General features: G+C 47.7%; 17 protein-coding genes. 7 read left to right on the forward strand and 10 right to left on the reverse strand.

Features of this window, described 5'->3' with window-relative positions; translation table 11 throughout:
• Positions 1 to 33 precede the first annotated feature (33 nt).
• The 7 genes from FOT42_RS04825 to FOT42_RS04855 all read right to left on the reverse strand — a co-directional run bounded on the left by FOT42_RS04825 (position 34) and on the right by FOT42_RS04855 (position 5,174).
• The gene (locus FOT42_RS04825) at positions 34 to 510 is read right to left on the reverse strand and encodes a hypothetical protein (RefSeq protein ID WP_151889453.1); all 477 of its coding nucleotides are present in this window, start codon (positions 508 to 510) and stop codon (positions 34 to 36) included.
• Positions 511 to 512: 2 nt separating this feature from the next.
• A complete protein-coding gene (locus FOT42_RS04830) occupies positions 513 to 1,328 on the reverse strand; it encodes an META domain-containing protein (RefSeq protein WP_151889454.1) in 816 nt (271 codons plus the stop codon).
• Positions 1,325 to 1,747, reverse strand: coding sequence for an META domain-containing protein (locus tag FOT42_RS04835; RefSeq protein WP_151889455.1), 423 nt, complete (start codon positions 1,745 to 1,747; stop codon positions 1,325 to 1,327). The genes FOT42_RS04830 and FOT42_RS04835 overlap by 4 nt, the downstream gene beginning before the upstream one ends.
• 83 nt (positions 1,748 to 1,830) lie before the next feature.
• Positions 1,831 to 2,538, reverse strand: coding sequence for a membrane or secreted protein (locus tag FOT42_RS04840; RefSeq protein ID WP_151889456.1), 708 nt, complete (start codon positions 2,536 to 2,538; stop codon positions 1,831 to 1,833).
• 81 nt (positions 2,539 to 2,619) lie between these two features.
• Positions 2,620 to 3,099, reverse strand: coding sequence for a c-type cytochrome (locus FOT42_RS04845; RefSeq protein ID WP_151889457.1), 480 nt, complete (start codon positions 3,097 to 3,099; stop codon positions 2,620 to 2,622).
• Between the two features lie 105 nt (positions 3,100 to 3,204).
• Complete coding sequence (locus FOT42_RS04850; RefSeq protein ID WP_151889458.1) at positions 3,205 to 4,179, reverse strand: YheT family hydrolase; 975 nt, start codon at positions 4,177 to 4,179, stop codon at positions 3,205 to 3,207.
• Positions 4,180 to 4,196: 17 nt separating this feature from the next.
• Positions 4,197 to 5,174, reverse strand: a complete 978-nt coding sequence (locus tag FOT42_RS04855; RefSeq protein WP_151889459.1) for an NAD(P)H-dependent flavin oxidoreductase — start codon at positions 5,172 to 5,174, stop codon at positions 4,197 to 4,199.
• 117 nt (positions 5,175 to 5,291) lie between these two features.
• Between FOT42_RS04855 and FOT42_RS04860 the strand changes: the two genes are divergently transcribed.
• Positions 5,292 to 5,771: an acyl-CoA thioesterase gene (locus FOT42_RS04860; protein WP_151889460.1), complete on the forward strand. Its 480-nt coding sequence runs from the start codon at positions 5,292 to 5,294 to the stop codon at positions 5,769 to 5,771.
• Here FOT42_RS04860 and FOT42_RS04865 read toward each other — a convergent pair.
• Positions 5,768 to 6,670 carry a DMT family transporter gene (locus tag FOT42_RS04865; RefSeq protein WP_151889461.1) on the reverse strand — a complete coding sequence of 301 codons (903 nt, stop codon included), beginning with the start codon at positions 6,668 to 6,670 and terminating at the stop codon, positions 5,768 to 5,770. The genes FOT42_RS04860 and FOT42_RS04865 overlap by 4 nt on opposite strands.
• Entirely contained in the window at positions 6,667 to 7,020 is a 354-nt protein-coding gene (locus tag FOT42_RS04870; RefSeq protein WP_151889462.1) for an arsenate reductase family protein, read from the reverse strand. Before FOT42_RS04870 ends, FOT42_RS04865 begins: the two co-directional genes overlap by 4 nt.
• Before the next feature lie 193 nt (positions 7,021 to 7,213).
• Here FOT42_RS04870 and FOT42_RS04875 point away from each other — a divergent pair, with 193 nt between their 5' ends.
• Both FOT42_RS04875 and FOT42_RS04880 read left to right on the forward strand, forming a co-directional pair.
• Positions 7,214 to 7,681 carry a DinB family protein gene (locus FOT42_RS04875; RefSeq protein WP_151889463.1) on the forward strand — a complete coding sequence of 156 codons (468 nt, stop codon included), beginning with the start codon at positions 7,214 to 7,216 and terminating at the stop codon, positions 7,679 to 7,681.
• A 152-nt stretch (positions 7,682 to 7,833) separates the two neighbouring features.
• Positions 7,834 to 8,385 carry a conjugal transfer protein TraO gene (locus FOT42_RS04880; RefSeq protein WP_151889464.1) on the forward strand — a complete coding sequence of 184 codons (552 nt, stop codon included), beginning with the start codon at positions 7,834 to 7,836 and terminating at the stop codon, positions 8,383 to 8,385.
• A gap of 32 nt (positions 8,386 to 8,417) precedes the next feature.
• Here the strand turns inward: FOT42_RS04880 and FOT42_RS04885 are convergent, their stop codons facing one another.
• Positions 8,418 to 9,161, reverse strand: coding sequence for a DUF3298 and DUF4163 domain-containing protein (locus FOT42_RS04885; RefSeq protein ID WP_151889465.1), 744 nt, complete (start codon positions 9,159 to 9,161; stop codon positions 8,418 to 8,420).
• Positions 9,162 to 9,246: 85 nt separating this feature from the next.
• Here FOT42_RS04885 and FOT42_RS04890 point away from each other — a divergent pair, with 85 nt between their 5' ends.
• The 4 genes from FOT42_RS04890 to FOT42_RS04905 all read left to right on the forward strand — a co-directional run bounded on the left by FOT42_RS04890 (position 9,247) and on the right by FOT42_RS04905 (position 15,100).
• Entirely contained in the window at positions 9,247 to 10,398 is a 1,152-nt protein-coding gene (locus FOT42_RS04890; RefSeq protein ID WP_151889466.1) for a cystathionine gamma-synthase, read from the forward strand.
• 125 nt (positions 10,399 to 10,523) lie between these two features.
• A complete protein-coding gene (gene gdhA / locus FOT42_RS04895) occupies positions 10,524 to 11,867 on the forward strand; it encodes an NADP-specific glutamate dehydrogenase (protein ID WP_151889467.1) in 1,344 nt (447 codons plus the stop codon).
• A gap of 91 nt (positions 11,868 to 11,958) precedes the next feature.
• A complete protein-coding gene (recO, locus tag FOT42_RS04900) occupies positions 11,959 to 12,678 on the forward strand; it encodes a DNA repair protein RecO (protein ID WP_151889468.1) in 720 nt (239 codons plus the stop codon).
• The gene (locus tag FOT42_RS04905; protein ID WP_151889469.1) at positions 12,662 to 15,100 is read left to right on the forward strand and encodes a TonB-dependent receptor; all 2,439 of its coding nucleotides are present in this window, start codon (positions 12,662 to 12,664) and stop codon (positions 15,098 to 15,100) included. The genes recO and FOT42_RS04905 overlap by 17 nt, the downstream gene beginning before the upstream one ends.
• Positions 15,101 to 15,223 lie beyond the last annotated feature (123 nt).

Raw genomic sequence — 15,223 nt, forward strand, 5'->3', positions numbered from 1 at the left:
TGTATTTGATCCTTTTCTAACTCGTATTACAGTTTAGTCATGTTCACAATCCGTTTTGGACAACGGCATGGACGAACTGAAACTGAGGGTAGCTGGATCCTGAAAGGCGGTGCCGGTCTCGTCCAGTGCACCAAAACCTTCGATCAACTGGCCCTCCTTCACCAAAAAGGCCACCTCGCGGGTGCTTTCCGTGCCTTCGGACATAAAGGTGTAACTGCCGAGGAGCACACTGTCCTTCAACACGCCGGCAAAGGTTCCCTTGTTGGCATCCTTTTCCTTGAGGGCATAGTCCAGGTTCCCGAGAACAGATCCGTTCATTTCGGTGATCTCCAGCACAATGTGGTTGCCGTTGGCGTCATAGGTGTAACAACCTTCCTCCAAAGCAGGAACAGGCTGGGGCGGGGCCACGGTTACGGGTTCTTGAGGGACGCTGTCCACCTCTTTGGATTCCTTGGTCTTGCAACTGGCCACTACGGAGAGGGCGAAGCAGACAAAAAGTAGTTTTTTCATGATCAGTCTATTTTTTTGAATATGAGCAGGTTTTCTTCGCTACCGTTGGAAAGGTAGAGTCTATTGTTTTCCACTTTATAGTTGGTGCTGCTTTGCAGGGCCTTCAAAAACTCGGATTCCCTGTCCATCTTGGGGCAGGCCATTTGGGTGGAGGCAATCTGGGCAAATCGCAGCAGGTCCTTTTCGTAGAAGAGACTTCCTGTCATTCGGTTGCAGCCCGAAAAACCTGAAAAGCGATTGTCCTCGGTATAGATTTCCATATAGGGTACATCCTTCCCGTTGAAATCCTCTTTGGAGACCTTTTGGGACATCATTTCCTCCAACACCCAAATGTCATTGAGCCTATAATCGGTCACGTAGGAGCCGCAACCTTCCAGGGCATGGGTTTCTTCCTCCCCGGTCTTTTTATAGGAAATGGTCACGGAATACGGGGAAACCTCTCCGGACATGGCATTGGTACATTCTTTTTGGGAGATGATGACATCCATGGCCGTGGCCTCGGTCTGCGCGCGGTACATTTTGATGTTCGCATCCTGCACCCTGATGGGTTCGGTATGGGGCACAATGATGGTGTCCCCTTCCATCGTGGTCAGCTCCACCTTGTCCCCATAGATCTTAAGTCCCCAGAACGGCTCTGTCCCTGTGGCCTTGAAATAGTTCTCGGCGTGTGCTACGGCAAGGGCCCTTGTGTTTTCTTCGTCTTTGATGGTGTCCGTCTGTTCTTCGGTGGCTTCTTTCTGCTCCTCATCCTGCTTTTTTCTTTCCACACAGTTGGAAAGGAGTACTAGGAAGCAGACGGCCATAACGTTTTTTTTCATGATCCTACTTTTTTAAAGCGCATCATCGGGACTTCGCCCATCAGCAGGTTGAGTTTTCCATCTTCATCAAAGGAAAAACCGTCGATTTTCTTCATCATTTCCAAAAATTGGCGCTCGCTGCCACCACAGAACATCATGGTGGTGGGGCCAGGCTCGCCAAAGGAAATGGAGCTTCCTTCCAGAACATAGTCAGCGGAATAACCGTTACAGCTATCCGTACCGGAAACTTTGGAGGATTCCTTGTCGAAAGTGATCTGTGGTTTTTTTTCAGGGAACAGCCCTTCAAAGGCAATCCTTGGGCCAGTGATGTAATCCAGTTCCCAAGTAGGGCCATAGAGTGCCTCGGCGCTGGATTTGGAATTGCTGCAAGAATCTGCCAAGGCTATGGCAAAGAAAAACAATAGGATAGAGGTTTTCATTTTTTACAGAAATTAATGGTTAATGTTTAGGAAAAATACTAAAAAATAAATCAAACATTGCCCCCCGTAACCTGAAATGACTTTTACTCCGTTCGTCTGCTCCAGACTTCGTATATGGGCTGTCCTTTGCTGCTCAATCCGGAATGGTGCCAATCCCCATCTTCCAGACTGTAATCAAATTGCAAACTGGCACCTACCCTGGAATCGTCCCGGGAAAAGAAGCCGATGGTCTCCGTGTATTTTCCATCCACGGTGGTGTAGGTTCCACCGCCCGTGCCCATGAACTCCTTGGTCTCCGTATTGTAGGCGATCCATTGGAAACGGGTGCCGGACAAGATCTTCATGGTCTTGCGTGGGCCCGATGTATCTCGCTTTACGATCTCGCCATCCTGCTTCCTTCCGGATATGAGCCAAGCGCCGGACAGGTCTCCGGGTGTACCATCATCGATTTTGGTCCAGGCCACATCGCCCAAATGGAGTTTGCCGTCCACAAATTCGTAAGGAACGCTTTTTTGGGTTCCCACCAGGTCGGGGTTCAATGAGGCATATTCGAACAGATACGTAAAATTTTGACCGTCTGCTTTGTAACTCCCACCTTTGGTGCCGATGAACTTTCCGGTCTCCTTCTCAAAAAAGGCCTTGGAGATATAGTCCCCTGCTATGATGGCAATGTGCTGTACCTCGGTCCCCTGCCCATCGTTCTGGGTCATTTCCCAAGCCCCTTGCAGGTCTTGCGCGGTCATTGCGGTCGCGCACAGGCAACCGAGTAAGGTAAAAAGAAATTGTCTCATGTTTGTTTAGTTTATAGAACGCAAAATGCTGTTGCTTTACTTAAAAACAACAGCATTTCAAAGAATTTATGGGCGGGACTTTTACAGTGTCCTGAGGTATTCCGCCAAGTCCCTGGCCTCTTCCTCGGTCAGGTTCTGGTTCAGCATGATGGCATTGTTGTATTCTTTCAACAAAGCTTTGGCTATCGGGTCTTCCTTGAGCATCCCATCAGGGTTCAGGATCATGTTCATCACCCATTCCGGACTCCTTCTGTCATAGACGCCTTTCATGGCAGGTCCTATCATACGTTGGTCCACCATGTGGCAAGCCACACATACGGCATCAAACTTGGCCTGTCCGCGAGCGGCCATTTCTTGGTCGATCTCATCAGGGAAATCCAAGTTCTTGATGGGTCCCACACCTTTATTGTCCAGATCCACGGGGACTCCCCCGCCAGTTTCGGCTTTTTTCTCTTCTGTTTTCGTACGGCTTACTTCAAAACCGTCCTTTTTCTCTTCTTTTTTCCCGCCACAACTTGCCATAAAGGCTCCCAAGGCCAAGAACAGGATTGCTTTTTTCATTGTTTACGTTCTATTGAAGTTTGTTTGTGCAAATAGAGCTACTAAGATAGGCAATTAGGGACGAATAATTCATCGGTTTTTTGTTTTCCAAAGCCATAAAACCCACTACAACGTTTTCTTTGGCCATGAATTAAAGAAATGCAAGGCCCTGTTTTCGGTATAGGTGATGTTGTTTTTGCCCCAAAAGCCAACATGTCCACCGTGATGGGGAGTTTCCAGAAAGAGGTGGGGGTTTTTTTCCGTTTCCGCAAAAGGATAGCATTCGGGTCCCAGGAATGAATCGTTTTTGGCATTGATGATGAGGCTTGGCACAGTGATGTTGGGCAAGAACTGAAGGGAACTGCATTTGGCATAATAGTCCTCGGCATCCGTAAAATGGTGCGCCCGGCTCGTATAGATATCGTCAAAATCCTTTAATGTTTTGATGCGCTTGATGTCGGCATCGGGGATGAGGTCGGGAAAAAGAAGCTGCTTTTGTCGCAATTTGTCCAACAGGTTCTTCTTAAAACGTTGGGCATAGAGGATGTTCTTTGCGCTGAGCAGTTGCCTGCACGAACTGTGGAGGTCACAGGGCACCGATACGGCCACCGCACCTTTGATTTCCTTTGGAACCGCATTTCCTTCCCCGAGGTATTTCAGCAAGAGGTTGCCTCCCAGACTGAATCCTTTCAGGTAGATTTCCGCATAGTCCCTTGTATTGAGGACATGGTCAATGACCTCGACCAGGTCCTCTGTGGCCCCGGAATGATAGGAGCGATAAAGTTTGTTGGGTTCCCCGCTGCAACTTCTAAAGTTTACGGCACAGGTGTCGAACCCGTTTTGGTTCAGGATCTTGGCACTGCCGGTAATGTAGGGGCGTTGGGCATCTCCCTCCAGACCATGGAGCAACACGACCAACTTTTGGGTCGGGGAATTGGCCTCGCTCCAGTCCAGATCCAAAAAATCACCATCCAAAAGTGCAATACGCTCCCTTTTTTGGACCACCCCATTTACCGAACGGATGATGCCAGAGTAAATAGTGGACAAATGGCCGCTCTTGAAGAACAGTGGGGGGCTATAACTGGAAGTAACTTGGGGCATGGGTCTTAAGGTTGATATCAATCCTTGGGGAAAACCGCCAAAAGTTTGGCCTGTTCCTCAATGGCGGATCTAAATTCTTTTTTTAGGGTCTGGACCAATTCTGAAACCGGGAGCACATTGTCAATGGAAGTCACTCCCTGCCCTGCCGACCAAATGGTCTTCCAGGCCTTGGCCTCGGTGTTCAGCTCTTTGCCAAAATCGATTTTGGTGTCCTTTTTCAGGTCTTCTTCCGTGATTCCGGCAGCTTTGAGGCTGGCAGCCAAGAAATTGGCATGTACCCCGGAAATGGAAGCCGTATAGATTACGTCACTGGCCCCAGCATCAACGATCATTTTTCGATATTCGTCAGTGGCCTGGCTTTCTTCCGTGTTGATGAAACGGGTGCCCATATAGGCAAGATCGGCCCCCATCTGCATGGCAGCCGCGATATCCCTTCCCGTACTGATACAGCCCGAAAGGATAATGGTCTTGTCAAAGAATTTTTTGACCTCTGTGATGAGGCTCATCGGGTTGATGGTGCCACCGTGTCCACCTGCTCCCGCTGATACTAGGATGAGTCCGTCCACACCTGCCTCGGCAGCCTTTTCCGCATGGCGTTTTTTGATAATGTCGTGGAACACCAGCCCGCCATAGCTGTGAATGGCATCCACCACCATGCTCACGGCACCAAGGGAGGTGATCACCAAGGGGACTTTGTGCTTCATGCAGAGTTTTACATCGGCCTCCAACCGCGGATTGGTGGGGTGCACCACTAGGTTGACCCCAAATGGAGCGGGCTTTTTCCCTGTTTCCTTTTCAAACTGTTCCAGCTCCGACTTGATTTGGATAAGCCATTCTTCAAAACCTTCACTGGTGCGTTGGTTCAATGCAGGAAACGTTCCGACAATACCGTTCTTGCAGCACTCAATGACCAATTTGGGTCCGGAGATCAAGAACATGGGAGCGGCGATGACGGGTAGGGAAAGGTTTTTGGCAAATTCTGCTTTTTGGCTCATGGGATCGGTGTTAAACTATGTTTAAAAATAGGATTAATTCTGTTGACCCATTGGGCCCAGTTCTCAAAACTATGGTATTTTTACAATTATTATGCACGCATAACAAAATAACCCGCTATGTTTTTTAAGGAATTTGAGATCCGTTGGAGCGATCTGGATGCCAATAGGCACATGGCCAACTCGGCCTATATCAACTTTATGAGCCACACCCGAATGGCCTATTTGGGACAGTTGGGATTCAACCAGGTGAGCATGGCCATCCACAATATCGGCCCTGTGGTCTTTTATGAACATGTCTATTATTTCAAGGAGGCCTTTCCGGGCAGACCTGTGAAAGTTTCCTTGGAGTTGGTGGGCATGAGCGAGGATGGAATGTTCTTTGAATTCAGACACAATTTTTATGACATCAAGGGCAAGAATTTTGCGCGTTGTGAGATGATGGGTGCTTGGATCGATCTGAAAGAACGGAAATTGACCGCTCTCCCCACTGAATTTTTGGAAGCCTTCCAGGCCATGGAAAAATCCAAGGATTTCAAGACGTTGACCAAGGCCGACACCCGAAAGTTTGTGCAGGTTCCGAGGGATTTGGAGGGTTAATCGTTCTTTAGCCCTGCCTTTGCCCGTTTACTGGCCAGATACACGCCCACCAACACAAAGGCCGTGGCCACGACCTTGACCAAGGTAAGATGGTCCTTCCCCGAAAAAAGGGCGAACAGAATGCCCACCAAAGGCTGCATATATACAAAGGCCCCAACAGTGGACGCCTTGAGTTCGGTGAGGGCAAACACATTGAACAGATAGGTCATAAAGGTAGTGCCAATGACCACAAAAGCTATCGAACCATAGGCCCAAAGTGGCATGGTGGACCATTGTATCTCCATGACCTCAGGCAAGGTGATGGGCAGATTGATGATGACTGCAATGGTAAAAAGCCACTTCATCAAGGTAAAGGGATGGTATTTTTCAATGAGGGTCTTCACCACGGTAAGGTATGCGCCATACGAAGTGGCGTTCAGCACAAACAAAAAATTGCCGAGGGGAATGTTGGGGGCATCTTGCCGAACTTCCGCTCCAAAAAGGATGAGCCCCAAAGCCCCGGCAAAGCCCAAGAAAACCCCAAGCCCTTTGTTCAGGGTGATCCGTTCGCTCAAAAAGAAGGCGGACAAGATCACAACAATAATTGGGGTAATCGTCACCAAGACCGCACTGTTGATCGGGGTGGAAAGCTGGAGTCCCTTGAAAAAGGAAAGCATGTTGATGACCATGCCCAAAATGGAACACACCAAAATCCGCAGCCAGTCCCTCTTCTCGATTTTTTCCTTGGGACCGAACAGGGAGATGATCCAAAACAGCAAGGCCGCCCCGGCAACCCGCAACATGATGAACCCATACGGCTTCACATAGGTGGGCATGACCCCTTTGGCAACAGTATGGTTTATGCCATAAATGGTAGTGGCACCAATAGCGGCCAAAATGGCCAAGGTCCTTCTGCTCATGCGTGCAGGGCCTCTTTAGCGGCCTCGACCACTTTTTTGGAGTTCCCGACAAAGATCTGTCCATCAACAAGGATCACGGGCCGTTTTAAAAAGGTATAGTGTTCCAGGATCAGGTTTTTATAATCGTTTTCAGAGAGTTCCTTTTCGTGGAGCCCCCTTTGGCGGAACAGCATGGCTCTTTTACTGAAAAGGGATTCGTAGTTGCCAGAAAGGGCTGCCATTTCTTCCAATTGTTCGGGAGTAATGGGTTCCGATTTGATCTCTTGCAATTCAACTCCGTCCAAAGGCTGCAATTCCTTTATGATCCGCTGACAAGTAGTGCAGGTGCCCAAGTGGTATATTTTTTTCATGATAAATGGTGCTGTATTGCAAAGGAAGGGAAATTTCCATCAATTCATATTAAGATAGTGCAAATTCAACAGCTTTTCGAAAGGTTGTTCCAATTATAAAGAAGAAGTGATTTTATGTGTTTTTCATAGATCCGTTTCATATTTTAAAACTAGTTTTACGTCAGAAGAAGATTGCTTTTTGAAAAATAAGGTTATGGAAAAGTTGTTTGATATAGTGCTGAAGAACAGAAAAATTCTACATGATCATTTGCAGAACACCCCAAAAGAGGACCTGTTCAGGATCCCAAAGGGGTTCAACAACAATATTTGGTGGAACATAGCCCATGTGGTGGTAACCCCGCAATTGCTGTTGTACGGCCTGAGCGGTCTTGACTTTACCATTGAAAAGGAACTGATCGACAAGTACCGAAAAGGAACTTTTCCTGATGGGGAACCTTCCAAACAAGAAGTGGAAAAGATATCCGCCTACCTTTTTAGTACCGTAAAGCTGATCCAATTGGATTATTCACACGGAAAGTTCAAAACGTTCAAGGAGTACATGACGACCCCTAAGATAGGCTTGGCCAGCGCTGAGGATGCCATCGCGTTCAACGTCTTCCACGAAGGGCTCCACCTAGGAGCCATCGGGGCATTGAAAAAAACCTTGGAAACAGACCGTTGAAAGGCCTCTTTTTCATCTCAAAACTATATGTTCGGACGATGGTCCAGGCCCAATTTTCCTTCCCAAATCCAGATAAATCGGTGAAAAGCAAAACACACTGAAAATCAGTTATATTTGCTGTTGATTTATTGTAAGACCCAAATCTTATCAAAATGAAAAACTTCCAATTATGCTGGGGGCTCTTTTGCTTGCTATTTACCTTGGTATGCGAGCAGGGCTTTTCCCAACGAAGCTACTTATCCATTGGCGCGGTGCCCACCTACAAAACAGATGGCTACGGTATTCAGCTCAACTCGAACTATTACCACAATGCCACGGATTATTTTCAGGTATCCTTGGCGGCAACTTTTTCCAAGGAAACCCCCAATTCAGGGGTAGAATTTCCGTATGAGGATTATTTTTTTAACCTGGGCTATTTTACCACGGTGCTGACCTCTCCCAAACGAGGGATCTCTTTTTATTTTGGTGGCGGGCCCTCCTTGGGATACAAGTACATCAATAATGGGGACACCTTTTTCCCCTTTGATGCCATAGAGGCCGAGAGCAGTTTCATTTATGGCGGCTACGCTTCCTTTGAAATGGATTTCTTCCTATCGGATGCATTTTCCGTGATCGTCCCCATCAATGGATTTTACCATTTTAACAGTGACCTTCACGATTCCACCCTCTTATTGGGGGCCGGTCTTCGTTATTATTTCAAATAGTTGTCTGTGCTGTGATGCGACATAGAGACCTATCAAAGGGTTACTTTTCTTTTTAAATAAGGATTGACCTTATCGTAGGGCAGGGTCAGTACGATTGGCCCGTCGGCATACGACGCCACTTCGTATGGGTTATAGATGAGCTGGATACCGTCCGGGGTGTAGCCCACATTATAGGGGAGATGAAAAGCATCCCCTTCGAACATAAAACCCGTAGCGTTGATGTTTTGGCCTTCCGGTACCTTTTCTTGGGCACGGAATTGGGCCTCGGCAAATTTTTCAAACCCTTCCATATCATCAAAAAGGTCGGGAGTGTCCAGTTCAATCCCTTTGGTTTTGTCAAAGTTCAAAAAGGAAGTGGAGGCATAGCCATGGGCACCCCCGGTAAAGGAATAGGAATTGACCGCCACGGTCACGATATTGAGGTCCTCATAGATCACATCCCCATTTATTTTTGCTTCCCAAGCCACTTCATCGGGAAATTTGGACTTCAGTTCCTTATAACTATTGGTGAAAGAGGCGATGGCCTTATCGGCCGTGTCGATGTCCTCCTGTCCCTCACTAAAGGAAAGAAGGCTGATGATCTCTTCGCTCAATGATCGGTTGATGGCCGTTGCCACCGATGACCCATCGATTGCTTTGGGTATATTGATCTCAACATTGGGGCAAGTGGCACAAGTTTCCCCATTGAGCAACAACGGCTCAAAAGTCAATCGGGATTCACTTTCACAGCCCAAAACGAACCATAGGAATAAGACAGGGACAAGGATTTTTTTCATAAAAGAGGTTTTTGGGTCTTCAAAAATAAGACTTCATTGAATACTCCGAAAGATAGCGATACATTTGTAAGTAGATCGGAACAGGATGAAAAAAGACCTAAAGTTCAACAGCAAGACCATCCATGGAGGGCAACAACCCGATAAGGCCTATGGGGCGGTGATGCCCCCCATCTATCAAACTTCTACCTATGCCCAATCCACCCCCGGTGGACACAAAGGGTATGAATATTCCAGAAGTGCCAACCCGACCAGGACTGCCTTGGAACAGGCTCTGGCAAGCATAGAGAATGGAAGCTACGGAATGGCGTTTGCCAGTGGACTTGCCGCCATCGATGCCGTGCTTAAACTATTGTCCCCAGGGAATGAAGTCATTTGCACTAGTGACCTGTATGGGGGCAGTTACCGACTTTTCAAAAGAATATTCGAAAAATACGGGATCCATTTCCACTTTGTGGAGATGGACAATGTGGAGACAATCGAAGCGCATATCAACCCGAACACCAAAATGGTCTGGGTGGAGACCCCCACCAATCCCATGATGAACATTATCGATATCAAGGCAGTGTCCGAGCTTACCAAAAAGCATGGGCTGCTGTTGGCCGTGGACAATACCTTTGCCACACCCTATCTGCAACAACCGTTGGATTTGGGAGCCGATATCGTGATGCATTCTGCCACAAAATATTTGGGCGGACACAGCGATGTAGTGGTCGGCGGATTAGTGGTGAAGGACAAATCGCTTGCCGATCAACTGTATTTTATCCAAAATGCAAGTGGTGCTGTGTGTGGCCCCATGGACAGTTTCCTGACTCTCCGCGGAATCAAGACACTGCATGTGCGGATGCAACGGCATTGTGAGAACGGGGCGGCCATTGCGAAATATCTGGTGGCCCATCCAAAGATTGAAAAGGTCTATTGGCCCGGTTTCGAGACACATCCCAACCACAAGGTGGCCATGGCGCAGATGAAGGGTTTTGGGGGAATGATTTCCTTTGTGCCCAAAGGGAATTATGGAGATGCCATAAAAATTGTGGAAAACCTGAAACTATTTACCCTTGCCGAATCGTTGGGAGGAGTGGAAAGTCTGGCAGGACATCCTGCCAGCATGACCCATGCCAGCATCCCGAAAGAAGAACGTGAGAAAAGTGGGGTGGTCGATGCGTTGATCAGGCTCAGTGTCGGCATTGAGGATGTGGAAGACCTGATAGCCGATTTGGAACAGGCCCTTACACAATGATTTTGAAAAATTTTCAAAAAACCAGTATTTGAAATATTGAAATAGTATAATTTTGCCCTCAAATTCATAATTCAATAAAAATAACCCCAAGCTAAGTCGAGGGGACAATTAATCTTAATCCGTTTATGGAAGCAAAAATAAAAGCATTTATGGACGAGGTGAAGGCCAGGAACGGCCATGAACCTGAATTCATACAAGCGGTACAAGAGGTGGCGGAAACGGTAATACCCTATATTGCCAAGCACGACATCTATAATGGAAAGAACATCCTCCTGAGAATGGTCGAGCCGGAACGATTGATCTCGTTCCGTGTGGCGTGGGTCGATGACGAAGGGGAAATCCATGTGAACCGCGGATACCGCATTCAAATGAACTCGGCCATAGGCCCCTACAAAGGAGGGCTCCGATTTCACCCCACAGTAAATGCCAGCGTACTGAAATTCTTGGCATTTGAACAAGTATTCAAAAACAGTCTTACCACTTTGCCCATGGGCGGAGGAAAGGGAGGTTCCGATTTTGACCCAAAAGGCAAGTCGGACGATGAGGTGATGCGCTTTTGCCATGCCTTCATGACAGAGCTTTGCCGACACATTGGCCCGAACACCGACGTTCCCGCAGGAGACATTGGCGTAGGTGCCCGCGAGATAGGGTTCCTTTTTGGGATGTACAAAAAAATACGCAACGAGTTCACCGGCGTATTGACCGGGAAGGGACTTTCATGGGGAGGATCATTGATCCGTCCCGAAGCGACCGGATACGGCACCGTTTACTTTGCCGATAGCATGCTCAAGACCCAAGGAAAATCTTTTGAAGGCAAGAAAGTAGTGATATCAGGATCTGGGAACGTGGCCCAATACGCTGCCGAAAAGGTCCTCCAATTGGGAGGAAAAGTATTGACCCTTTCAGATTCGGGCGGTTACATCTATGACAAGGACGGAATAAACGAGGAAAAACTTGCCTATGTGATGGACTTGAAGAACAACCGTAGGGGAAGGATCTCGGATTATGTTGCCAAGTATCCTTCGGCAGAGTTCCGCAAAGGGGAGACCCCATGGAAAGTGGCGTGCGACATTGCATTGCCCTGTGCCACCCAGAACGAGTTGAACGGTGACGATGCCGCTCAATTGATTAAAAATGGCTGTATCGCCGTGGCCGAAGGAGCGAATATGCCCTCCACCCCGGAAGCCATCCATGCCTTCCACGATGCCAAGATCTTGTTTGCACCAGGCAAGGCTTCCAATGCAGGGGGTGTGGCCACTTCAGGTCTGGAAATGTCCCAAAACTCACTCAGGATCAGTTGGACACGTGAAGAGGTGGACCAGCGATTGAAAGGGATCATGTCCGATATCCACGATGCCTGTATCGAATATGGAAAAGAAGACGGTGGATACTGCAACTATGTAAAAGGAGCCAATATTGCCGGCTTCGTAAAAGTTGCGGATGCCATGTTGGCCCAAGGGGTCATTTAGGCCGTTTGACCTAAAATAGTTTTTGATTGGCAGTTACCGGAAGGAGTGCTTATTTTTACACTTCTGGTAACTGCTTCTTTTTTTTTGGCCCATGCAAATCACCACAAAGGCAATCGTTCTTTCCTCATTGAAGTATGGAGACACCAGTCTCATCGTCAGGGCATTTACCGAATCCGATGGATTGAAATCCTATTTGTTGAAAGGGGTGTTTTCTTCTGGAAAGGGAAAACTGAAACCAGCCTATTTTCTTCCTTTGATGCAATTGGAGGTTGTGGCCAGCCACAGGAACAAAGGCACTTTGGAAGGCATCCGGGAAGTGAAGGTGGCAACGCCTTACCGTACCGTCCACACAGACATCCTAAAAAATAGCGTGGTGCTTTTTCTCGCGGAAATGTTGGGCAGCAGCATCCACGAACAAGAGCAGGACCAAGGACTCTTCAACTATTTGGAGCATGCCCTGCTATGGTTGGATGAACATGCCCTTTCCCCCAATTTCCATATCCTCTTTTTATTGAACCTAACCAAATATCTGGGCTTCTACCCGGACACTTCCTTGGAAGAAGCTCCTTTCTTTGACCTTCAAGAAGGGGAATTCTGTGAAACACCATCACTTAACCCGTTGATACAGAGTGAAAACCTAATCGGTTTTAAGAAATTTTTGGGCATGGATTTTGATGCACTTCAGACTGTACAACTAACTAAATTCCAAAGGCGGGAACTTTTGAAAACGGTGATCTTGTATTTCCGGTTGCATGTGCACGGATTCAGGGAACCAAAGTCGCTTGCCGTACTAAATGAAGTATTCCATTGAAATGCAAAACCAAAAACTAGCCTCGGCCCTCATTTTTTTACTTTTCTCCTTCACGTTTTATGCCCAACAGATAACCGTTTTGGACGCCGATAGCGGAATACCTGTGGATAATGTGGCCCTGTTCAACAAGGACCAGAGCAAAACAACTATTACGGATTCCCGAGGTAATACCGATCTGGGCATTTTTGGGGAAGATGAGAAAATCACCTTTCGGCATATTGGTTATGAGACCTACACGGCCACCAAATCGCAGATCGGTAGAAGGGGCCATCGGGTGTACCTCCAGACAAAGGCTGAAGAACTACAGGAAGTGGTCATGTCCGTTTCCAAGTGGGAGCAGCAGAAAAAACGGATTCCCCAAAAAGTGGAGACCCTCGGCGCGCGGGACATTTACTTTACCTCACCCCAAACCTCTGCCGATCTTTTGCAGAACAGTGGGAAGGTATTTGTGCAGAAAAGCCAATTGGGCGGAGGAAGCCCAATGATACGCGGTTTTGCCACCAACAGGCTCCTGCTTTCCGTGGATGGCGTTCGGATGAACAATGCCATTTTCAGGGGTGGCAACCTTCAAAATGTGATATCCATAGACCCGTTTTCCATAGCAAAGACCGAGATCACCTTCGGACCAGGTTCCGTGATCTATGGTAGTGATGCCATTGGAGGGGTCATGAACTTCTATACGGAGAGACCCCGTTTTTCATATACAGACAGTCTTGCCTTTTCGGGTCATGCAACCTATCGCTACGCCACGGCGAACAATGAGAACACGGCCCATGTGGATTTTAATTTTGGGCAACGGAAATGGGCATCCTACACCAGTTTCACCTACAATGATTTTGATGATTTGAAGATGGGAAAGCATGGCCCCGATTCCTATTTGCGGAACAATTATGTGGTGCGGCAGAACGGCACCGATGTTTTGGTGGAAAATGATGATCCCAGAAAGCAAGTGACCTCCGGATATGATCAGTTCAATTTTCTCCAGAAGTTCGCCTACAGGCCCAATACTTCGTGGAACTATGATTTGGGGCTGTACTATTCGGAAACATCGGACTATTCCAGATACGATAGGTTGATACGCCCCACCGGCGATGGTTTGGGACTTCGTTCCGCAGAATGGTACTACGGTCCCCAAAAATGGTTCATGGGGAATTTTCAGGTCACCCAAAAGGGGAAGAACAAGTTTTATGACGGCGTCAAGTTGACGACGGCCTATCAATTTTTTGAAGAAAGCAGACACGATCGTGGATTTGGAGATGTAGAGCTCTATTCCACACGGGAAAAGGTGGACGCCATTTCTATGAATTTGGATTTTGAGAACAAAAAAATGGGCAACCTGAACCTCTTTTATGGTGCGGAGTACATTTTCAACAAGGTCCACTCGGAAGGAAGTGTGAAAGATATTGAGACGGATGAGCGGGAGTTGACCGCCTCCCGATATCCCGATGGGGCCACATGGCAGACTTTTGCCGGGTACATCAATGGAGAATATCAAGTGAAGCCCAACCTCACCGTGCTGTCGGGAATACGGTATAGCCAGGTTTGGGTGGATGCCCAATTTGAAAACACCTTTTATCCTTTCCCGTTTGAAGAGGCCGATATTGTGACCGGGGCACTCACGGGCAGTTTGGGGGTCAGTTGGTTCCCATGGTCGGATTTTCAGGTCACCTTGAACGGTTCCACAGGGTTTAGGGCGCCTAATATTGACGATATTGGGAAGATTTTCGACTCGGAACCCGGCTCCGTGGTGGTGCCCAACCCAGATCTGGAACCCGAATATGCCTATAACGGGGAACTGGGCATCAAGAAGAATTTTGATGATGTGGTGGTGTTCAAAGGGGCTGCCTATTACACCTATTTAGTGGATGCTTTGGTCCGAAGGGACTTTACCTTCAATGGGCAGCGCGAGATTGAATACAATGGCGAACTGAGCAATGTGCAGGCCATCCAAAATGCGGCCAAGGCCTATGTCTATGGATTTGAATTCGGGCTGGAAGCCTATTTTGATGAACATTGGTCGCTGTTGTCCAACCTCACCCTCACGGAAGGTACGGAAGAAGATGACAGCGGTACGGATACTCCTGCCCGACATGCCGCCCCGACGTTTGGTGACGTGCACCTGATCTGGCAGAACCAAAAACTAAAGGCGGATGTGTTCGTGAACTACAATGGGGAAATCAGTAACAAGGGGTTGTCCCTTTCTGAACAAAGCAAGGATTATATCTATGCCAGTGATCGTAATGGAAATCCGTATTCGCCTTCGTGGTACACCTTGAATTTCAGGTCGCAATACCAGATTTCCAATGCCCTCAAAGCGACCATGGCCTTGGAAAACATGACGAACCAACGTTACAGGACCTATTCGTCTGGGATAGTGGCACCGGGGACCAATTTGATTCTGGGAGTAGGTTATGTGTTTTAGAAGAAAAAAGACTGTCTAAAAAGTGATTAAATTGTCATTTTGAGCTGTCACCCTGAGCGCAGTCGAAGGGAGAGGCGAAAAATCTCTATTATCAGATAATTGAATTTTAAAAGATTCTTCATT

It is taken from the genome of Flagellimonas hadalis (genome assembly GCF_007785775.2).
Lineage (GTDB): Bacteria > Bacteroidota > Bacteroidia > Flavobacteriales > Flavobacteriaceae > Flagellimonas > Flagellimonas hadalis.

What these genes read in the sequence shown, in the direction of transcription:
- FOT42_RS04890 (WP_151889466.1), top strand. Translation starts at nt 9,247, where the DNA reads ATGAAAAAAGACCTAAAGTTCAACAGCAAGACCATCCATGGAGGGCAA.
- FOT42_RS04845 (WP_151889457.1), bottom strand. Translation starts at nt 3,099, where the DNA reads ATGAAAAAAGCAATCCTGTTCTTGGCCTTGGGAGCCTTTATGGCAAGT.
- FOT42_RS04905 (WP_151889469.1), top strand. Translation starts at nt 12,662, where the DNA reads ATGAAGTATTCCATTGAAATGCAAAACCAAAAACTAGCCTCGGCCCTC.
- FOT42_RS04870 (WP_151889462.1), bottom strand. Translation starts at nt 7,020, where the DNA reads ATGAAAAAAATATACCACTTGGGCACCTGCACTACTTGTCAGCGGATC.
- FOT42_RS04840 (WP_151889456.1), bottom strand. Translation starts at nt 2,538, where the DNA reads ATGAGACAATTTCTTTTTACCTTACTCGGTTGCCTGTGCGCGACCGCA.
- FOT42_RS04865 (WP_151889461.1), bottom strand. Translation starts at nt 6,670, where the DNA reads ATGAGCAGAAGGACCTTGGCCATTTTGGCCGCTATTGGTGCCACTACC.
- FOT42_RS04850 (WP_151889458.1), bottom strand. Translation starts at nt 4,179, where the DNA reads ATGCCCCAAGTTACTTCCAGTTATAGCCCCCCACTGTTCTTCAAGAGC.
- FOT42_RS04880 (WP_151889464.1), top strand. Translation starts at nt 7,834, where the DNA reads ATGAAAAACTTCCAATTATGCTGGGGGCTCTTTTGCTTGCTATTTACC.
- gdhA (WP_151889467.1), top strand. Translation starts at nt 10,524, where the DNA reads ATGGAAGCAAAAATAAAAGCATTTATGGACGAGGTGAAGGCCAGGAAC.
- FOT42_RS04885 (WP_151889465.1), bottom strand. Translation starts at nt 9,161, where the DNA reads ATGAAAAAAATCCTTGTCCCTGTCTTATTCCTATGGTTCGTTTTGGGC.
- FOT42_RS04875 (WP_151889463.1), top strand. Translation starts at nt 7,214, where the DNA reads ATGGAAAAGTTGTTTGATATAGTGCTGAAGAACAGAAAAATTCTACAT.
- recO (WP_151889468.1), top strand. Translation starts at nt 11,959, where the DNA reads ATGCAAATCACCACAAAGGCAATCGTTCTTTCCTCATTGAAGTATGGA.
- FOT42_RS04830 (WP_151889454.1), bottom strand. Translation starts at nt 1,328, where the DNA reads ATGAAAAAAAACGTTATGGCCGTCTGCTTCCTAGTACTCCTTTCCAAC.
- FOT42_RS04855 (WP_151889459.1), bottom strand. Translation starts at nt 5,174, where the DNA reads ATGAGCCAAAAAGCAGAATTTGCCAAAAACCTTTCCCTACCCGTCATC.
- FOT42_RS04860 (WP_151889460.1), top strand. Translation starts at nt 5,292, where the DNA reads ATGTTTTTTAAGGAATTTGAGATCCGTTGGAGCGATCTGGATGCCAAT.
- FOT42_RS04825 (WP_151889453.1), bottom strand. Translation starts at nt 510, where the DNA reads ATGAAAAAACTACTTTTTGTCTGCTTCGCCCTCTCCGTAGTGGCCAGT.
- FOT42_RS04835 (WP_151889455.1), bottom strand. Translation starts at nt 1,747, where the DNA reads ATGAAAACCTCTATCCTATTGTTTTTCTTTGCCATAGCCTTGGCAGAT.